This window comes from Vibrio mediterranei (assembly GCF_013364395.1).
Taxonomy (GTDB): domain Bacteria; phylum Pseudomonadota; class Gammaproteobacteria; order Enterobacterales; family Vibrionaceae; genus Vibrio; species Vibrio mediterranei.
The window spans coordinates 171249-191743 of record NZ_JABXGK010000002.1; the positions used below are offsets into that span (position 1 = coordinate 171249).

The window sequence follows — 20495 nt, forward strand, 5'->3', positions numbered from 1 at the left end:
AGTCAGTTGGCTAGTCACATATGAAACAAATTTAATAACTATAGTTTCATAAATCACTATTACATAAATACAGCTGAAATGTATAAAATCTAATGTTAACATTGGGTTATTATCTTGCTCATCTCCTTTGTCATATGACCGATTTACTTCATACAGCGAAAGCCGAAGACTCCTCTATTAGAATTGGAGAGTTAAACTATAATCCTAATTCTAGAGAACTTTCATTCTCAGGGAATGTGGTAAATTTAGAACAACGCACCTTAGATATATTGGAATTGCTTCTTCAAAATGTAGGTAAACCCACATCAGCTGAAGAAATAATCGATGTAGTTTGGGGCAATAAATATATCTCTAAGAATGTAATTTCCAACCGAATTAGTACACTGCGCTCTATTTTAAGAAACTTGGATACTGTCAATGAAGCACATAAATTGTTAGTTACTTATCCTAAAAAGGGTTATTTTTTAAACCGAGAGTTTGTCTCATTAGTTCCAAATAGAACTGATTTAGATATCGCCCCCACTAAGCCTGAAGTATCTCAATTCAAACTTAGAGACTTAGCAAAATTTAACAAGAATGCCATACTCGTGACATTAATTATCGCCGCATTATTTACTTATTATTTTCTTCATATGACCATTAATCAGACTGGATTTTCAGAAAACAATCATGCTAATAGCGAGTATATAAGCACCGCGGACATAGATTTATTGCTGTATAGTATATTGGCAAGCGACGATTATTCAAAACGTTATTTGAAAAACTTGAAATTCCTATTGATGCAATCACAACTGTATAACCCTCAGATAAATGTAGTGAATAAAGAATCTCCTTCTTTCTATCTTTCAGCATTTCAAGAAGACCGATATTGGCCAGGAGCAAAAGATATTAAACATTCAGAATATACTCTTAATGTCAACATTAATCGTTATAAAAGAACAAACGAACTAGTAATAGTAATTAATATAGTAGACAATATGAGTAAAAAATTATCATATCGTTACAAATCAATCATTGACCCTAGAGATATAAAGGAATCCGTTAAGAAAATAAACGCTCATATTGTAAATTTTTTTAGTATAAAGAATGGTAACTGTTATACTCCTCAGTCAAACCTTTATGAACTTACAAATAACCCTCATCGATATTCTATCGATAAAATTCTACAGAGAGGATATGCTGACATTGACGAGATAAATTATCTCACTCCTTATGTGCTTTCTAATACAACTATTTCAAATAAAATTGTTCGTAGATGGGCATATCTACTCGAAGCTAGCAATACTGAATTCCAAAGAGATGTCGATATTTGGCTATCTTTGCTATTTTATCGAGTTAATGACTTCTATAATTCTGAACGTTACTTTATCAAATCTGAATCGATAAAAATGATCGACAATTCATTTTTATATTTAGTCCGGTCAGATATATCAATCCGTTTAGCTGATGAAAACAAGTTCTTGGAGTATTATATGAAATCTCTAATGTCGCTTATCAATGTTGTTTCCGCCAAATATGTTTATCATAGAATCGCTAACTTGAATAATAGCGCTGAATGTCTTTCTCCTTGGAAGGAATTAGATTCTGTATTAGCACTTAATCAAGTGAACCCTTTTTGGATAAATTCTTTCACTAGTTATTGCAAACGCGCTTCACCTTACTTGAACTATTACTCCAAGCCTACTTAACGATATGACAAAGCAATAAGCTTTAGCTCTTTATCAGAAAACGCCACACAGTATGATTGTTCATACTCTTTTTTATCCAGAAAATTTACTTCAATCCAAATCAACTTTTCTTGGATAGCAATAACTTTAGTGAGAAGTTTCCCTCTAATAAGATATTTAATCGCTTTTGCGAGTTCAAAGAACTCAGAAGAGTGATCGAATAAGTCTCTCTGGAGATCTCTTGGCATTTTAATTACTTGAGCATACATGACCACACCTAGTACAATAATCAGCTGGTATAAATTTACTCTATCAGCTTTTATTCCAACTAGCGAATACATCAGAGCCAGTATTTTCTTTTATTATTTTTCGTTTAAGTATTAAAAAAAAGCTGCCTTTGGCAGCTTTTTTTATTTGATAACACGTAGGCTTGGTCTGCCTTTAGGTTTTGGAGGCTGACTATCATCACCCTCTGATTCATTTGCTTCCTCTTCTACTGAAGCATCTGAAGCAACTGTCAAACCAACCGATGGTGCTGTATCAATATCTTCTTCCTCAATTGAAAGATAAGCATCTTCTGGCTCGAACATTGTTCCAGCACCATTCTCACGAGCATAAATAGCTTGTACAGAATAGAGAGGCACGATGACCGAGTGTGGTCGGCCACCAAATCGAGCGTGGAAGGTAATCGCTTCATTGCCTAATTCGAGTTGACCTACTGCTCTAGGAGCAATATTCAGGATGATTTGACCATCTTGAATAAACTCTTGAGGAACGCGAACACCAGGCAACATTGCATCGACAACAATATGTGGTGTTAGATCATTTTCCACCAGCCAATCATAGAATGCACGCAGCATGTATGGTCGGCGAGGTGTCATTTTTTCAATATCCATGGTCACTTAGCGAACCAAACGCATCTCACGTTCAGCTTCAGTCAGTGAAGCAAGGAATGAATCACGTTCAAATACACGATTCATGTAAACTTTGATCTCTTTAGATCCAGGACCAATTAGCTCGATACCCATTTCAGGTAAGCGCCATAGTAGTGGTGCTAGGTAGCAATCGATCAAGCTGAATTCTTCACTCATGAAGTATTCGTACTCAGCAAAAATCGGTGCAAGAGTCAGAAGATCATTGCGTAGTTTATTGCGAGCCGCCTCAGATTCTTCTGCAGAACCTTTCATAACTTTCTCCGCAAGCGTGTACCAGTTACGCTCAATACGGTAGATCATTAGTCGGCTATTACCACGTGCAACTGGGTAAACAGGCATAAGTGGTGGATGAGGGAAACGCTCATCAAGATATTCCATAATGATCTTTGAATCGTAAAGGGCTAGCTCACGATCAACCAAAGTAGGAACGGTCTTATATGGGTTTAGCTCAGCAAGCTCAGCAGGGATGTTCATTTCATCCACTAACTCAACTTCAACACTGACACCTTTTTCTGCTAGAACGATTCGAACCTGGTGGCTATATAAATCGGTAGCACTTGAGAAAAGAGTCATCACAGAACGTTTATTGGCAGCTACAGCCATGGAGCCCTCCGGGATACTTACAAAAAAACAATGGAGGCAACGCCTCCATTGTGAACAAATTTGGAATTAGCGCGAGATTATAGCACAATTAGTGAACATCACGCCAATACTCTTTCTTGAGCAACACTACGACAATAGTGAAGATGACTAGGAAACCCATCACCCACCAACCTAGCGCATGACGCTCAAGTTTCACTGGGTCACCAGAGTATTCTAGGAAGTTCACCAAGTCTCGAACGGCATCATCATACTCACTCGAACTCAGTTCACCGCGGCCATCAGTTTCTGTACCAACAACCACTTGGACTTCTTGACCATCAACAACTTGTGTCTCATAGATTGGAGTTGGAATGCCTTGAAGCTCTTCAAGAACGTGTGGCATACCTACGTTCGGGAACGTAACGTTATTCACGCCAAATGGACGGCTTGGGTCCACATAGAATGAACGCAGATAGGTATATAGCCAATCAACACCACGAACACGTGCAACAAGTGTTAGATCAGGTGGCGCAGCACCAAACCAAGCCGCAGCTTGCTTCTGTGGCATTGCATTTACCATCAAATCACCAATCTTCGCTTCTGGGTCGAAAACAAGGTTTTCTTTTGCGAGATCTACTGGGATACCTAAGTCATTCGCGACACGCTCATAACGTTGATATTGCGTCGAGTGACATGCAAAGCAGTAATTCATAAACAGCTTTGCGCCATTTTGAAGTGATGCTTGGTCACTAAGATCGTTGTTTGCTTTATCTAGATGTACATTACCACCAGCAGCTAGCGCTAGAGATGGTAGCAATGCGAAAAGTACTACAATCCACTTTTTCATTTGAAAGTCACCCTCTCTGGTAATGGCTTAGTTTTTTCATTCTTACTGTAGAAGTACAACAGAACGAAGAACATGAAGTAACCTAAACTGAAGATCTGAGCCAGCAGCGTATACGTTGGTGTTGCAGGTAGCGCACCAAGAATACCCAAAGCAATGAAGCTGATGGTGAACTGGATGATGTTCAGTAGGTGAATCTTACTTCTGTAGCGATAAGAGCGTACTTTACAACGGTCGAACCATGGCAATAGGAATAGGAATACAATCGATAGTCCCATTGCAACAACACCCAGTAACTTGTCCGGTACAGCACGAAGAATCGCGTAGAACGGGGTGAAGTACCATACAGGAGCAATATGCTCAGGCGTTTTCAGAGGGTTTGCTGCTTCAAAGTTAGGTGGCTCAAGGAAATAGCCGCCCATTTCTGGATTGAAGAACAACACGTAACAGAACAAGAAGAAGAAACCTGCGATACCCACCATATCCTTAACAGTTCCATAAGGGTGAAATGGAATGGAATCGATGATGTCATATTTCTTGCTGTAGTAATCGTGGAACTTAAACTGCGTCTTATAATCGTCGCCCATTGTGCCTTTCGGTAGCTTAGTCTCGATACCATCAGGGTTGTTCGAACCCACTTCGTGAAGTGCTAAAACGTGTAAAACGATAAGAAGAAGTAGCACGATAGGCAGAGCAATAACATGCAGAGCAAAGAAGCGGTTGAGCGTCGCTCCAGAGATGATGTAGTCGCCACGAATCCAAAGAGTAAGGTCGTCACCAATAACAGGAATCGCACCAAATAGTGAGATAATAACCTGAGCACCCCAGTATGACATTTGTCCCCATGGTAATAGATAGCCCATGAAAGCTTCTGCCATTAATACTAGGAAGATGAGCATGCCGAATACCCACAGTAGCTCACGAGGCTTTTGGTATGACCCATAAATCAGGCCACGGAACATGTGAAGATATACGACAACAAAGAATGCTGAAGCACCCGTAGAGTGCATGTAACGAAGTAGCCAACCGTATTCCACATCACGCATGATGTATTCAACAGATGCAAATGCACCTTCGCCAGAAGGTACGTAGTTCATAGTTAGCCAAATGCCTGTAAGGATTTGGTTAACCAGGACAAGCATGGCTAGAGAGCCAAATAGATACCAAAAATTAAAGTTCTTTGGCATCGGGTATTCAGATAAATGCTTTTTATAAGCATTCATTGCTGGTATACGTTTTTCTACCCAATCAAGTAACGCTTGCATTATGCATCCCCCTCATCAACACCAATGAGTATTTTCGTGTCACTCAAATACATATGTTTAGGGACCACTAGGTTAAGTGGCGCAGGAACACTCTGGAATACACGTCCCGCCATGTCGAACTTAGAACCGTGGCATGGACAGAAGAATCCAGAACGTACACCTTGAACTTGTTCACTAAAAGTGTCTGGTAGATAAGTAGGTGAACATCCTAGGTGGGTACAGAAACCGACGGCAACAAAATACTCAGGTTTAATTGAGCGGAATTCATTTTGTGCATATTCAGGTTGCTGTTCTTCAACAGATTTAGGATCTCGTAACTGACCATCGATAGTAGTCAGGTTGTCCAAAACTGATTGAGCTCGACGTACGATCCAAACGGGCTTACCCTGCCATTCGACACGGACCATTTGGCCTTCTTCGAGCTTACTGACTTCCACCTCTACAGGGGCACCAGCAGCTTTAGCTTTGGCACTTGGGTTCCAAGATTTAATAAAAGGAACGGCGACTGCAGCTGCCCCCAGACCACCAACAACCGCAGTTGTAGCAGTTAGGAAACGCCTGCGACCGTTATTTAAAGGCGCATTGCTCATCCAACATTTCTCCCATTTGCTCCTTTGGGTCAATACCGAGCGAATCCAAGTTGCTCTTTCATGTTAAATAACCTTACGGGGAACCATTCCTTGGGTTATTTTCCTTGAATTGAACGAGCCAAATCTAGTTTATTATTTTGGCTACTTGAGTCAGCTCAGACATCGATTCCGACCAGCAGAGCATGGCTAACAAAGTACAAATTTTTGTTGTATTTATTTGATAGCAAATGATAAAGAAAACCCTACTTTTTGACAAGATAAAGCTACCTTTTCGTAACATCTATAGCAGGAAATCGCTTGCTAGTTCACAAAAGGGAGGAAAAGGACAGTCTGTTATGAGGAGTTGAGCAATTTTCAGAGGTTAGATAAACGCAATAAACAAAAAAGCCCAGCCATAAGGCTGAGCTTTTTGATCCACAATCCAGTCGAAACTGGAAAGCATAATCTTCTCGATAAGGAGAAAATTAACGCTTAGAGAACTGTGGACGACGACGTGCTTTACGTAGACCAACTTTCTTACGCTCAACGCAACGAGCGTCGCGAGTAACGTAGCCAGCTGCACGTAGAGCAGGACGTAGAGTCTCATCGTATTCCATTAGCGCGCGAGTGATACCGTGACGGATAGCACCTGCTTGACCAGAAATACCGCCACCTTTAACAGTAACGAATAGGTCTAGCTTCTCAGTTAGTTCAGTTAGCTCAAGAGGCTGACGAACTACCATGCAAGAAGTTTCGCGACCGAAGTAAGTTTCTAGATCACGCTTGTTAACTACGATGTTGCCAGTGCCTGGTTTGATGAAAACACGAGCAGCTGAGCTTTTGCGACGGCCAGTGCCGTAGTATTGATTCTCTGCCATTTTCGAAATCCCCGATTAGATGTCTAGTACTTGTGGTTGTTGAGCAACATGGTTGTGCTCAGCGCCAGCGTAAACTTTAAGCTTACGGTACATAGCACGGCCTAGAGGACCACGTGGTAGCATACCTTTAACCGCTAGCTCAAGAGCCATTTCAGGCTTACGATCAATCAGCTTTTCGAAAGTGATTGATTTTAGGCCACCTGGGAACTCAGAGTGACGGTAGTAAACTTTGTTTTTAGCCTTGTTACCAGTTACAGTAACTTTCTCCGCGTTTACAACGATGATGTAATCACCAGTGTCAACGTGTGGAGTGTATTCAGCTTTATGTTTGCCACGTAGGCGAGATGCAATTTCACTTGCTAGACGGCCAAGAGTTTTACCTTCAGCGTCTACAACGTACCAGTCGCGTTTTACAGTTTCTGGTTTAGCAACGAAAGTTTTCATGCTAATAATAACCCGTTAATTAAATTTACACTTAAGGAGCTTTCGCTCCCACTGTCTAAGAGCCCATACATCACCCCTTCGAGTGTTGAAACTCTCGGCTATTTGTTTCAGAGAAACTAGCCTGCAGTAACGGTGGGTCGCAGGATTATAGAGAAGCTCGAAGAAAAAATCATCTATTTTTTGGACAAAATTGGTAAAAACCTCAAGCTAAGTGCTCTGATGCCAAATAGTCATGGCTTTGCATCTCCGTTAATCGCGAAATACAGCGCTTAAATTCAAACTCCAGCTGACCTTCAGTATAGATATACTCAAGGGCTACCTCAGCAGAAATGATAAGTTTTACTCTTCGCTCGTAAAATTCATCAACTAAGGCAATAAAGCGCCTTGCTGCATCATCTAACTTAGCATCCATCTGCTTAACATCAGCCAGCAATACAGTGTGATAAATTCTCGATATCTCGATGTAATCATTTTGGCTGCGCATGGTTTGGCAAAGCTGTGCAAAACTGGCGTAGAGCACATCATCGGCAGAGGCAATCACTTCGATGTCTCGATGATTAATCTCTATTGATTGCTCTTGAACTCGATCCTCTGTTACTAACTGACCAAAATAACGCTTGAGATTGGCATGCGCAGCGGCATCTAACGGGTAATGATAGATCTCTGCCTGTTCTAATGTTCTCAAACGGTAATCAATACCACTATCGACGTTCAGTACATTACAGTTTTTCTGAATCATAGTAATAGCAGGAAGGAACCTTGCACGCTGCAAACCGTTTCGATATAGGTTTTCTGGAGGAATATTCGACGTTGCTACCAGTACAACACCACGCTTAAATAGAGCTTGCAATAAAGTGGCGAGAATCATGGCATCCGCGATATCAGAAACATAAAACTCATCAAAGCATATGATTTTCGCTTCCGAAGCAAACGTATCTGCGACCTGTTCTAGAGGGTCTTGCACATCACCTAAGCGCTTTAGCTCATCATGAACTCGATACATAAAACGGTGGAAATGAACTCGCATCTTTTGAGACGTCGGCAGACTGTCGAAAAATGCGTCCATTAAATAGGTTTTCCCTCGACCTACTCCCCCCCAAAAGTATAACCCTTGTGGCGGAGTAGCTTGCTCGGGTGATTTTCCTAGCAGCTTCTGCATCATACTTAACGCAGGGGCTTCGAAGTTCAAATAATCGACATACTCATGATGCAAACTGTCTAAGGCTTCAACGGCAGCCCTCTGCGCGGGGTCGCTTTGGAAACCATTTGTTTCAATATCATTATTGTATTTTTCTATGGGCGTCATGGATAACTCGCAACACTGATCCAACTGTTATTATTAGCGTATTTTGCTTTATTGGCTTGAATTCTCATAGTAACATGGCTAAACGACGTGTGTAACCGCTTGGTAACGCACATGTTAATAAACATTATAAAGGAGCTGTTATGCCTTGGATATATGCCATTGTCGGCTTGCTAGTTGGTGCTATTCTAGGAATTGTGATTTCTCGACTGACTACTCCACAATACAAGAAACAAAAGACCATCCAAAAAGACCTTGAGTCCGCGAAGTTTGCACTGGAGCAACAGCGTCAAGAATTGTCTGATCATTTCGCACAAACCGCTGAAATGCTTGATACATTGGGGAAAGACTACACTAAGCTTTATCAACACATGGCGAAGACCTCTTCGGAACTGCTGCCAAACCTACCCGAGCAAGATAACCCGTTTGTCAAAAAGATTGCTGAACACAATGTAGAAACGATAAACGATGTTAACACTACAGAAGAACCGCCAAAGGATTACGTTAATGGCGCTACAGGACTTCTTAGAGAAGAGAAGAAGGAAGTGATTGAAGCTCCAGAAGCTGTCTCACAAGAGCCCGTCACCGCTAAAGCTTCGTAACATCCTCATCTACTGGCCAGCAATTGCACAAATTGCTGGCTAATTCACCACCCCAAGTGAACTTTATAGAATTCGTTGAGTCATAACCCTTACTGATCCATAGAGGAGTTTTATGATGAAAAAACCATTGCTTGCATTAACTGTTCTATCGTTAAGCTTGAGTTCAATCATCGCCCCACTACCTGCAACCGCTGCTTTACCTTTATCTGTCGATGGCGAACAACTTCCAAGCCTTGCTCCTATGCTAGAGCAAGTTACGCCCGCAGTTGTTAGTATTGCTGTTGAAGGTACTCAGGTTTCCCGTCAAAGTTTGCCTGAGCAATTCCGTTTTTTCTTCGGCCCTGACTTCCCAACCGAGCAATTACAAGAAAGGCCTTTTAGAGGGTTAGGATCTGGTGTTGTCGTAGATGCTGACAAAGGCTATATCGTTACTAACTATCACGTCATCAATGGCGCAGAAGACATCCGCGTTAAACTTCATGACGGTAAAGAGTACGATGCTGAGCTTGTCGGTGGTGACGAAATGTCAGATGTGGCATTACTAAAAGTTGATGGCGCTAAAAACCTCACAGAAATCAAAATTGCCGACTCAGATCAACTGCGCGTCGGTGACTTTACGGTAGCAATCGGTAACCCGTTTGGCTTGGGACAAACTGTTACCTCTGGTATCGTCTCCGCATTGGGTCGCAGTGGACTAAATCTAGAAAATTTTGAGAACTTCATTCAAACCGATGCTGCAATTAACAGTGGTAACTCAGGTGGCGCATTAGTTAACCTAAAAGGTGAACTCATCGGTATCAATACCGCGATTCTTGGTCCTAACGGCGGTAACGTCGGGATAGGCTTCGCAATCCCTTCAAATATGATGAAGAACTTAACCGAACAAATCATCGAGTTTGGCGAAGTGAAACGCGGTATGCTGGGTGTTCAAGGTGGAGAAGTCACTTCGGAACTTGCGGAAGCCCTAGGTTACGATTCCAGTAAAGGTGCTTTCGTAAGCCAAGTTGTCCCTGACAGCGCAGCAGATAAAGCTGGACTTGAAGCGGGTGACATCATTGTGTCTGTTAACGGTAAGAAGATCTCGACCTTCAGCGAGCTCAGAGCCAAAGTGGCAACGCTTGGTGCCGGTAAAACGGTTAAGCTCGGCATTATACGTGATGGCAAAGAAAAATCCTTTAATGTCACCCTTACTGAAGCTGCTAAAACCATTACCAAGGCCGATAAACTTCATGAAGGGCTAACAGGCGCAGAATTCGCAAACACTGATAAGAGCGACCCTGTTGAAGGGGTCAAAGTGAAATCGGTAGCAGAAGGGTCTCCAGCTGCTCAATATCAACTTGAGCAAGGTGATATCATTATCGGAGTGAACCGTACTCGAGTGAAAAATGTTGGCGAACTACGTAAGATACTTGAGAAGAAACCTGGCGTTTTAGCTCTCAATATCCAGCGTGATGACCGAAGCATTTACTTAGTTGTACGCTAGAAGCTCACAAAATTGTAAATTCTAAGTGAAAGAGCAGCTCTGATTAGGGCTGCTCTTTTATTATTTAAGTTTTAAATGATATCCTCTGGCTTTATAGCTGTCGTTTCATGTACACGAGTTTTTTAGTTAATATCATGAAATCAACTCGTTTGAGTCGCCTCTCAATACTATGCTTGCAAAGTAGAAGTCATTGAAAGAACACGTTAACGACATCGGTTTTTGCGTTTGAATAGAGGAAATGATGCTGAATTTTCTAATCCGATCGGTATCTATGGGTCTAGTAACCGCACTATTAGTGCTATTGGCAGTCCCTTCTCTAAGACAGAACATCATACCTCAAAACTTGACTGCTCAACCTGCAGACAATAGCAGCCTACAGATTTCATTTAACCAAGCAGTGCGTAAAGCCGCTCCTGCGGTTGTGAATATCTACAGTCGGCAATATAAAGAAAATGACCGCACCACTCTATCCACACAAGGACTGGGATCTGGCGTTATTGTTAGCGACAAAGGCTACATCATTACCAACTATCATGTGGTCGCGAATGCCGACCAAATCATAGTCGCGCTGCAAGATGGCCGAGTGGCAGCAGCACAACTGGTTGGTAAAGATCAGCGCACGGATATTGCGGTTCTACGCATTGAAGGTGGTAACCTACCCGTTATCCCACTCAACCCCAATTATTCCCCTAAAGTTGGCGATGTTGTCTTAGCGATTGGTAACCCTTATAACCTGGGACAAACCACTACTTTTGGTATTATTTCGGCAACAGGGCGCTCTTCTATTAGTGCCGGAGGAATTCAAGCGTTCATCCAGACAGATGCAGCGATAAACCAAGGTAATTCAGGTGGCGCTCTAGTCAACACACTTGGTGAGCTAGTTGGCATTAATACAGCTTCTTTCCAACAAGCAACCGACCTTGAAACCTATGGTATTTCTTTTGCAATTCCTTACCAGTTAGCCAGCAAAATCATGGAAAAGATTATTGCCGATGGTCGAGTGATTCGTGGTTATATTGGTATCGATGGGCAGGACATTAACTCGGTAACCGCTCGGTTACTAGGAAATGAACATATTGGCGGTATTATTGTTCTTGGCTTAGACCCTGAAGGCCCAGCGGCAAAAGCAGGAATCAAAGTTCAAGACATCGTCCTCATGATAGATGGCAACAAACTCAATGGACGTCAGGGAGTGCTAGATTTAGTAACAGATCTAAGACCTGGCACCACCGTTGACGTTAAGCTACTTCGTGATGGCAAAGAGCTTACCGTACCTGTTACAGTAGGCGAAGATACTCGCGAGTAAAAGGGATTCGTTTAACGACCAGACTATGGATTAATCCTTTGAACTCAAAAAAATCTCCGAGCGAGCTCGGAGATTTTTTTATTTGGTCGTAAAGTTCGAGTTATTCTTGAACTTCTTCTGAGGCACTCTCACCCGAGTCGACTTCAATGCGCGTGACACGCTGCAATCCACGAGGCAACAAACCACCTCTTCTACCGCGCTCACCACGGAAGTTCTCTAAGTCGGCAGGCTTCAAGCCGAGCTTGCGTTTACCTGCATAGAGCGTGATAGTCGCGCCTTGTGGCAATGCCATAAGGTGCGAAACAAACTCTTCTCGGGCTTTCGCTTTGGCGGAAGGAATGTTGATGATCTTGTTCCCTTTACCCTTACCAAGTTGAGGTAAGTCTTTAATCGGGAACAGTAGCATACGCCCTTGGTTAGTGATGGCAAGAATCTCGTCTGACTCTAGGTCACCGATCATTGACGGCGTTATCACTTCAGCTCCTTGTGGAAGCGTGACAAGTGCTTTACCGCTACGGTTCTTAGAAAGCAAATCTGAACCCTTACAAACGAAGCCATAGCCTGCATCAGACCCCACAAGCCATAACTGAGACTCTTCACCCATCACTACTTGGCGAATATTCGTGCCAGCATTAATGTTCAAACGACCAGTAATTGGTTCGCCCTGACTTCTTGCTGATGGCAACGAATGTGACTCAAGCGAATAACTTCGGCCATCACTGCCCAGGAATACCGCAGGCTGGTTGCTCTTACCTCGCGCGCTGGCCAGATACTTATCACCAGCTTTGTAGTTCAAGCTGCTAGCATCCACGTCATGCCCTTTAGCATGACGAATCCAGCCTTTTTCAGACAGTACAACCGTAATTGGTTCACTAGGAACAAGGTCTCGCTCGGTCATTGCTTTTGCTTCTGCACGCTCAACAATTGGCGAGCGGCGGTCATCGCCGTATTTCTCTGCATCCGCTTGAATCTCTTTCTTGAGCAAAGTATTCATGCGACGCTCAGAGCCCAGAAGTTTTTCTAGCTTCTCACGTTCTTTTTCTAATTCTTCTTGCTCGCCACGGATTTTCATTTCCTCAAGCTTAGCAAGATGACGAAGTTTGGTGTCTAAAATAGCATCAGCTTGAATATCTGTGATTCCGAAACGTTCCATAAGCACAGCTTTCGGCTCGTCTTCGGTACGAATGATTTCAATCACTTCATCCAAGTTTAGATACGCGACCAACAAACCTTCTAAGATGTGCAAACGAGCTAGGATTTTATCTAGGCGATATTGAAGGCGTTTACGTACTGTCTCGCGACGGAATTGAATCCATTCAGATAGGATTTGAACCAAACCTTTCACTTGTGGACGATTGTCCAGACCAATCATATTGAGGTTAACTCGGAAGTTCTTCTCAAGATCGGTCGATGCAAACAAGTGGTTCATTAGCTGATCACAATCGATGCGGTTTGAACGTGGCACCACGACAATACGAGTCGGGTTCTCATGGTCTGATTCATCGCGCAGATCATCGACCATAGGTAGCTTCTTAGCACGCATCTGGTTGGCAATTTGCTCTAGCAGTTTTGCGCCCGAAACTTGGTGTGGCAAGGCAGTGATAACAATATCAGAGCCCTCTTTATGCCATACAGCGCGCATCTTCACGCTGCCACGACCGGTACGATAAATTTTCTCTAAGTCAGCACTTGGCGAGATAATTTCCGCTTCCGTTGGATAGTCTGGACCTTTAACAAAGTCCATCACTTGCGGCAAATCGGCTTTAGGATTGTCGATAAGATGAATGGTCGCATCCGCAATTTCACGAACATTATGTGGCGGAATATCGGTTGCCATACCAACGGCAATACCGGTAATACCATTGAGCAAGATATGCGGTAAACGAGCGGGAAGAATCTTTGGCTCCTTCATGGTGCCATCGAAGTTTGGTTGCCATTCAACCGTGCCTTGACCAATTTCACCTAGCAGGACTTCCGCGAACTTAGACAGTTTTGCTTCGGTATAACGCATTGCAGCGAATGACTTAGGATCGTCAGGCGCACCCCAGTTCCCCTGACCATCAACTAATGGGTAACGGTAGGAAAACGGCTGAGCCATCAATACCATAGCTTCATAACAAGCCGAGTCGCCGTGCGGGTGATATTTACCTAGAACGTCACCAACGGTACGAGCAGACTTTTTGTACTTGGCTGCGGCTGACAAACCAAGTTCTGACATCGCATAAATAATACGACGTTGAACTGGTTTTAGGCCGTCGCCAATATAAGGCAATGCACGATCCATAATGACGTACATTGAATAATTCAAATAGGCGTCTTCGGTGAACTTTCGCAGAGGCAGTTGTTCTACGCCATCAAAAGACATTTCAGTGGACATTGTTATACCTCAGCCATATCACCGTTGTTTTGCAGCCAACTACGGCGATCATCTGCTCGTTTCTTACCTAGCAGCATATCCATCATTTCGTCGGTCGCTTCATCGTCATCAATAGTCAACTGAACCAGACGACGAGTGTTTGGATCCATCGTAGTTTCGCGAAGTTGAAGCGGGTTCATTTCACCCAGGCCTTTGAATCGCTGTACATTAATTTTCGCTTTCTTCTTACTTAAGCGCTCAAGAATGCCATCTTTTTCATCATCGTCTAGGGCATAGAACACTTCTTTGCCACAGTCGATACGATACAAAGGAGGCATCGCTACATAGACATGGCCAGCAGCAACGAGAGAACGGAAATGCTTGGTGAACAGAGCACACAACAGTGTCGCAATGTGAAGTCCATCCGAGTCCGCATCGGCAAGGATACAGACTTTACCGTAACGCAACCCGTCAAGATTTTCGGTGTCAGGGTCAATGCCCAGTGCTACCGAGATATCATGTACTTCTTGCGATGCTAGCACTTGGTCCGCAGACACTTCCCAAGTATTGAGAATCTTACCACGTAATGGCATCACCGCTTGGAACTCACGGTCACGTGCTTGCTTAGCACTACCACCCGCAGAATCCCCTTCCACAAAGAAGATTTCTGTACGATTTAGATCTTGTTGCGAACAGTCTGTAAGCTTACCCGGAAGCGCTGGGCCTGAAGCCACCTTCTTACGCACGACCTTTTTGCTCGCTCGCATACGGCGGTGCGCATTGGCAATGCAGACTTCCGCTAACTGTTCTGCTAGCTGAGGCTTTTCATTTAGCCATAAGCTGAACGCATCTTTAACGACACCAGATACAAACGCTGCACATTGACGTGAAGAGAGACGCTCTTTAGTCTGCCCAGCGAATTGCGGGTCTTGCATCTTGATAGAGAGAACGTATGAACAACGCTCGAACACGTCATCACCAGTTAGCTTCACACCGCGAGGCAATAAATTACGGAACTCACAGAATTCGCGCATTGCGTCAAGCAAACCTTGGCGAAGACCATTAACATGCGTACCGCCTTGAGCCGTTGGGATCAAGTTGACGTAGCTTTCGGTGATCATCTCACCGCCTTCTGGCTGCCAAATTACTGCCCACGTTGCCGCTTCAGTTTCTGCGGAAAACTCGCCAGTAAATGGTTGCTCAGGAAGAACCGCATAACCTTTTACGCCTTCTGCCAGATAGTCTTTTAAACCATCCTCATAAAACCACTTATAGTCCTTGTTATTCACCTTATCGGTAAAGGTGATTTCAAGACCTGGGCAAAGCACCGCTTTAGCGCGTAGGTTGTTGATAAGTCTCGTAACAGAGAAGTTAGCCGAATCAAAATAGCTGGCGTCTGGCCAGAAGTGGACACTGGTGCCTTTATTGCGACGACCACATGTGCCAGTCACGGTCAGCTCTTCAACTTTGTTGCCGTTTTCAAAAGCCATTTCATAGACTTGACCATCACGACGGACAGTAACTTCAACACGCTTGGACAGGGCATTTACAACTGAAATACCTACACCATGCAGACCACCAGAGAACTGGTAGTTTTTGTTTGAGAACTTACCACCCGCGTGCAGCTTACAAAAAATCAGCTCTACGCCTGAAATCTTCTCTTCTGGGTGGATATCAACTGGCATGCCTCGACCATCATCGATGACTTCTAAAGATTGGTCTGCGTGCAGAATTACTTGTACCTTAGAGGCATGTCCGGCTAGCGCTTCATCGACACTGTTATCGATGACTTCTTGGCCCAAGTGGTTTGGGCGCACTGTATCCGTATACATCCCTGGTCGGCGACGTACTGGCTCAAGCCCATTGAGTACCTCAATGGCTCCAGCATTATATTGTTCTGTCATAATACGGAAATTTTACTCAAATAAAGATTGATACTTAGCAGCAAAAATAGAGATTGTGGTTTTATACCACGCCTGTTAGAAGACACTTTACTGTCAAAATATGACAAACTTCCAAGGCTTACGCGTAAGTACAGACACATCATACTCTGGCTCTGAGGAAGTGTTGTCAAGTTTCAAGCCAAAGTTGGGGATAAATTTATGACTGTCTCCTCAAGCAGAGACGAAAAAAGCACCACTTTAAAGCGCTAAGAACTCAATTATCCTTTCTGGATAGCGCTCAAAACCTATAAAGCTATGATCTCCATCAGCTTCCACCGTTTGCTTACTGTGCTGATACTTTGCCACGGCTTGACGATAATCTAAGACTTCATCACCTTCTTGTTGCAATAACCAAAAGTCATCAGGTTTTTTAAGTACTGGCACATCTAATATCTTAAGCTCATCGATATGCTTATGCTCAAGGGTATAACGTTCGTGAGTATAAGGGTTCTCTTGCTCACCGAGAAAATCAAGCAACAACTCATAGGGTTTAACAGCAGGATTCACCAACACTGCTTTCAATCCATAATGAGCATTGAGCCAAGTTGACAAATAACCACCAAGAGAGCTACCAACTAACGCAATTTGATAGTCATTGTGATAGCGCTCTATCAATTGCTTTAGTAGTTCAGCGGCTTGTTGAGGAAAACAAGGCATTTGCGGAACTAACACTTTTATATCAGGACGATGCTTCTGGCAATATTCCGACATTACCTGCGCTTTAACCGATAGAGGTGAGCTGTTAAAACCATGAATATATAAAAGCAGCGGCTTCTTTTTGGTCATCAGTAGCCTTCCGCGTTGAAGTCAGGTCTAAACGAGCCGTTAGCAAGGCGTTTCACTTCGGTGTGCAAGCGACCATCCTCTCTTAGTTCCAGCTCACGCCAACCCGGAGAGCGGACGTCTAGCGCGAACTCGTTCGAGTTCGGTTTAAACTGCACACAAGTAGAAGGCGTTGCCAGCACACGCACTCCGCCATGCATTTCATCTAGTTCTTGATGAATATGGCCGCAAAGCACAGCGCGAACATTGTCATACTTTTCGACAACACTCCAAAACTCATCCGCATCTTTTAGCGAGTGTTGATCGAGCCAAGCACTGTTCACTAACAATGGATGGTGATGCAGCAATACTAAGGTATGTTTGTCACAATGCGTTGAAAGCATACGGTCTAAAAACTCGAGTTGACTATCACTCAAGCGACCATGAGGTACTCCTACAACCTGAGAGTCAAGCAGCACTACCTGCCACTTCTCCCCTAGAAGAACATGGGTAACATCTTGAATAAGCGGTGAGCTCACTACACTATTCATACAAGGTTTGTAATCATGATTGCCTGGCAACCAGTAGCAAGGAAGAGCTAACGGCTCAATTCCCGCAACAAATTTCTCATATGAAGCTTCTGTGTGGTCTTGCGAAATATCACCAGTCGCAAGCAAGGCATCGAATTGCGTGCCTTGTGCAACTATTTCAGCCACAACAGCATTAAAACTTTCTTGGGTATTAACACTCAGTAGGCAGCCATCTTGCGGCGCAAATAGATGCGTGTCGGTCAATTGCAGCAACCTGACGCTACTTAACTGAGATTCATCACTGGGTGTTGTTTTCAAAATATAGAAACCTGAACATCAAATTCTTTCAGCTTCGATACATAATCGGAGCTCGACTAATTCCATTTTTTAAGCAAAAAGTTAGCCAATCACTTAGAAACTGATTGAACTGAAATTTTTCATCTTTTTGCAGCATTTTGGCGTTGGGATAATCATAACGCGCATTTACTCGTGAAGTTTGCTCACAGTTGCAAACTTCTGCGACCCTAGCATCGTGATAGAGCCGTACCGTCATTTTAGGCAATGGAAAAACAGGAAGCTCATCATCTTGGCAAATTTCGACCAATGTTGTGTACTTCGTCACTTCTAGAACTTCCAATTGATAGGTCAAATTTGCCGCTTGGTAGCAACGGACATCTCCAACCGTCGGTGTTGTTGGAATCAAGCGATTCAATTTAGCGTAATTCGTTTCATAGATCCGCATTAGCTCCGCAAGATCAACATGATACGTATTACTATCGACAACGCCTACCATAGAAAATTCCTACCAATTTGCCTGTAATTTGCGGTAATTAAGTTCTAACCATTGCAATGCAATGATCGAAGCTCCATTTTCAATTTCACCGCTTTCTACCATCTGATACGCCGCTTCACGAGACACAACGCAAACTCGTATATCCTCTCCCTCTGTCTCCAGACCATGGACTCCACTAGCGAGTGATGCGTCAACATGCCCGACAAATACAGAGATGCGTTCTGAACATCCACCAGAGGAAGGGTAGTAGCGAGTGATGGGGACTAATGCCTTAACTTCTACTCCAGCTTCTTCTACCGATTCACGACGGACCAGTTCTTCAATCGTTTCATCTTTGTCAACGATGCCTGCGACAATCTCAACCTGCCATGGGTTTTCATGTTCAAGGGCACCAACTCGGATTTGCTCAATTAACACTACCTCGTCACGAACAGGATCATAAGGCAGCATCGCAGCAGCCCCACCGCGAACTAACATTTCTCTGTCAATTACGGAACTCCAACCGCCTTCAAACAGTCTATGCTTGAAGCGATATAGAACCATTTCGAAGAACCCTTTGAACACCGTTTGTTTTGACATTATTTCTACATCGTCAGATGTAAACTTATCATGCTGTTGTAAAGAGTCTTTCATCACTGACCTCTGGCTGAAGTTAATCTTATAGTCTACTCAAGGAAAGGGGGTTCTACCAACGACAAGGTTCAACTTTTTACGCAATAATTCAAATAAAATTTGCTTTTGGTTAATTATTTGTCGCAATTTTAGGTGAGCTTGCGTAAAAAAGTGCAAAGTTTCGAGTGAATTACGGTCATTTTAAGTTAAACTGTGAATCATACCCTTATCAGTATTATCAGGCAGGATTAGGACAAATGAAAAAACTGCTTCCATTATTTATCACAGCTGCATTAGGAAGCGTAAGTGCAGCGGCATGGGCCGACTCCCTAACGGAAATCTACGATCAAGCTAAACAAAACGATCCTCAGCTACTAAGAGCTGCGGCACAACGTGATCGTGCATTTGAAGCCATTAACTCTGCTCGTGCGACTCTGTTGCCACAAATTAACTTAACGGCTGGCTATAACGCAGTAAGAAGCGATATCGATACTGCCGATAGTGACAAACTGAGTGCTGGTGTTGGGTTCTCACAAGAGCTTTATAACCGTACTAGTTGGATCACTCTAGACAGTGCTGAGAAAACGGCTCGTCAAGCAGATTCACAATACGCTGCAGCACAACAAGACCTAATCCTACGTACTGCACAAGCTTACTTCGAAGTACTACGTTCAAAAGATAACCTTGAATCGGTTCGCGCTAACAAAGCGGCGGTTGCTCGTCAGCTAGAGCAAACTAAGCAACGTTTCGAGGTAGGTCTTTCAGCGATTACTGACGTTCACGATGCACAAGCACAATACGACCGAGTGTTGGCTGATGAAGTTGTTGCAGAAAACAACTTACTTAACCAATATGAAGCGCTTCGCGAAATTACAGGTCAAGAGCACAAGAACATCGATGTTCTTGATACCGACCGCTTCTCCGCAGCACGTCCAGAGCAATCCGTGACTTTCTTCCTCGAAGAAGCCCAGAATAAGAACCTAGATCTACTTTCTGCGCGTATCGGTCAAGACATTGCTAAAGACAACATCACGTTAGCAAGTTCTGGTCACCTTCCAAAACTAACATTGGATGGTGGTTACAACTACGGCAACGAACGTAACAATAACAACGTAGCTAGCCAGTTTGATGGAAGTAACGCTTTCAATGCAGGTATTAACCTATCAGTACCTCTATACACTGGTGGCAACATTACCTCGCAAACCAAACAAGCAGAGTTCGCATACGTTGAAGCAAGTGAACAGCTAGAGCAAACTTACCGCTCAGTTGTGAAGAATGTTCGTGCAAATAACAACAATATCAACTCTTCTATTGGTGCTATTCGCGCTTATGAGCAAACGGTGATTTCTGCTGAGTCTGCACTAGAAGCCACTAAAGCCGGTTTTGATGTTGGTACTCGTACTATCGTTGACGTGTTAGAAGCGACTCAGGCACTTTATAACGCCGAGAGTAACCTTTCTGATTCACGCTACGACTACATCATTAGTATTCTGAACCTACGTCAATCGGTAGGTACATTAAGCGAGCAAGATATCGTTGATATCAATGCTGGCCTTAAAAAAGCGAAGTAATTGCTAACGGAAATAAAAAGGGACGCGGATGCGTCCCTTTTTATTTGTTT

General features: G+C 43.4%; 20 protein-coding genes. 5 read left to right on the plus strand and 15 right to left on the minus strand.

The window, feature by feature from the left end:
• The first annotated feature begins 92 nt into the window (after window positions 1-92).
• Window positions 93-1688, plus strand: coding sequence for a winged helix-turn-helix domain-containing protein (locus HOP38_RS14185; RefSeq protein ID WP_198558329.1), 1596 nt, complete (start codon window positions 93-95; stop codon window positions 1686-1688).
• On the opposite strand, the gene HOP38_RS14190 is transcribed toward HOP38_RS14185, so the two are convergent.
• The 9 genes from HOP38_RS14190 to zapE form a co-directional block, all read right to left on the minus strand.
• Window positions 1685-1936: a hypothetical protein gene (locus HOP38_RS14190; RefSeq protein ID WP_198558330.1), complete on the minus strand. Its 252-nt coding sequence runs from the start codon at window positions 1934-1936 to the stop codon at window positions 1685-1687. The two genes, HOP38_RS14185 and HOP38_RS14190, sit on opposite strands and share 4 nt — an antisense overlap.
• Before the next feature lie 141 nt (window positions 1937-2077).
• A complete protein-coding gene (gene sspB, locus HOP38_RS14195; RefSeq protein ID WP_198558331.1) occupies window positions 2078-2563 on the minus strand; it encodes a ClpXP protease specificity-enhancing factor in 486 nt (161 codons plus the stop codon).
• Window positions 2564-2569: 6 nt separating this feature from the next.
• Window positions 2570-3205: a stringent starvation protein SspA gene (gene sspA, locus HOP38_RS14200; RefSeq protein ID WP_006075657.1), complete on the minus strand. Its 636-nt coding sequence runs from the start codon at window positions 3203-3205 to the stop codon at window positions 2570-2572.
• An 88-nt stretch (window positions 3206-3293) separates the two neighbouring features.
• A complete protein-coding gene (locus tag HOP38_RS14205) occupies window positions 3294-4031 on the minus strand; it encodes a cytochrome c1 (protein ID WP_006075656.1) in 738 nt (245 codons plus the stop codon).
• Complete coding sequence (locus HOP38_RS14210; RefSeq protein ID WP_006075655.1) at window positions 4028-5293, minus strand: cytochrome b; 1266 nt, start codon at window positions 5291-5293, stop codon at window positions 4028-4030. The genes HOP38_RS14205 and HOP38_RS14210 overlap by 4 nt, the downstream gene beginning before the upstream one ends.
• Window positions 5293-5883, minus strand: coding sequence for a ubiquinol-cytochrome c reductase iron-sulfur subunit (gene petA, locus HOP38_RS14215; RefSeq protein ID WP_038224352.1), 591 nt, complete (start codon window positions 5881-5883; stop codon window positions 5293-5295). The genes HOP38_RS14210 and petA overlap by 1 nt, the downstream gene beginning before the upstream one ends.
• A 464-nt stretch (window positions 5884-6347) precedes the next feature.
• Window positions 6348-6740: a 30S ribosomal protein S9 gene (rpsI, locus tag HOP38_RS14220; protein ID WP_006075740.1), complete on the minus strand. Its 393-nt coding sequence runs from the start codon at window positions 6738-6740 to the stop codon at window positions 6348-6350.
• Between the two features lie 15 nt (window positions 6741-6755).
• Window positions 6756-7184, minus strand: coding sequence for a 50S ribosomal protein L13 (gene rplM, locus HOP38_RS14225; protein WP_006075739.1), 429 nt, complete (start codon window positions 7182-7184; stop codon window positions 6756-6758).
• A 202-nt stretch (window positions 7185-7386) separates the two neighbouring features.
• Complete coding sequence (gene zapE, locus HOP38_RS14230) at window positions 7387-8490, minus strand: cell division protein ZapE (protein WP_198558332.1); 1104 nt, start codon at window positions 8488-8490, stop codon at window positions 7387-7389.
• Between the two features lie 140 nt (window positions 8491-8630).
• Here zapE and zapG point away from each other — a divergent pair, with 140 nt between their 5' ends.
• The 3 genes from zapG to degS all read left to right on the plus strand — a co-directional run bounded on the left by zapG (window position 8631) and on the right by degS (window position 11878).
• A complete protein-coding gene (zapG, locus tag HOP38_RS14235; protein WP_038224349.1) occupies window positions 8631-9089 on the plus strand; it encodes a Z-ring associated protein ZapG in 459 nt (152 codons plus the stop codon).
• Between the two features lie 115 nt (window positions 9090-9204).
• On the plus strand, window positions 9205-10572 hold the full coding sequence (locus HOP38_RS14240) for a Do family serine endopeptidase (RefSeq protein ID WP_006074467.1): 1368 nt from the start codon (window positions 9205-9207) through the stop codon (window positions 10570-10572).
• Between the two features lie 241 nt (window positions 10573-10813).
• Window positions 10814-11878, plus strand: a complete 1065-nt coding sequence (gene degS, locus HOP38_RS14245) for an outer membrane-stress sensor serine endopeptidase DegS (protein WP_038222997.1) — start codon at window positions 10814-10816, stop codon at window positions 11876-11878.
• 100 nt (window positions 11879-11978) lie between these two features.
• Here the strand turns inward: degS and parC are convergent, their stop codons facing one another.
• From parC to nudF, 6 genes are all read right to left on the minus strand, one after another.
• Complete coding sequence (gene parC, locus HOP38_RS14250; protein ID WP_006074464.1) at window positions 11979-14255, minus strand: DNA topoisomerase IV subunit A; 2277 nt, start codon at window positions 14253-14255, stop codon at window positions 11979-11981.
• A 2-nt stretch (window positions 14256-14257) separates the two neighbouring features.
• Window positions 14258-16138, minus strand: a complete 1881-nt coding sequence (parE, locus tag HOP38_RS14255; RefSeq protein ID WP_038224343.1) for a DNA topoisomerase IV subunit B — start codon at window positions 16136-16138, stop codon at window positions 14258-14260.
• A 237-nt stretch (window positions 16139-16375) separates the two neighbouring features.
• The gene (gene yqiA, locus HOP38_RS14260; protein WP_006074459.1) at window positions 16376-16963 is read right to left on the minus strand and encodes an esterase YqiA; all 588 of its coding nucleotides are present in this window, start codon (window positions 16961-16963) and stop codon (window positions 16376-16378) included.
• On the minus strand, window positions 16963-17787 hold the full coding sequence (gene cpdA, locus HOP38_RS14265) for a 3',5'-cyclic-AMP phosphodiesterase (protein ID WP_198558333.1): 825 nt from the start codon (window positions 17785-17787) through the stop codon (window positions 16963-16965). Before cpdA ends, yqiA begins: the two co-directional genes overlap by 1 nt.
• Before the next feature lie 28 nt (window positions 17788-17815).
• Complete coding sequence (locus HOP38_RS14270) at window positions 17816-18262, minus strand: DUF1249 family protein (protein ID WP_006074454.1); 447 nt, start codon at window positions 18260-18262, stop codon at window positions 17816-17818.
• 9 nt (window positions 18263-18271) lie between these two features.
• Window positions 18272-18895, minus strand: coding sequence for an ADP-ribose diphosphatase (gene nudF / locus HOP38_RS14275; protein WP_088876252.1), 624 nt, complete (start codon window positions 18893-18895; stop codon window positions 18272-18274).
• 236 nt (window positions 18896-19131) lie between these two features.
• On the opposite strand from nudF, the gene tolC reads away from it, so the two are divergent.
• Entirely contained in the window at window positions 19132-20445 is a 1314-nt protein-coding gene (tolC, locus tag HOP38_RS14280; protein WP_038224336.1) for an outer membrane channel protein TolC, read from the plus strand.
• Window positions 20446-20495: the final 50 nt, after the last annotated feature.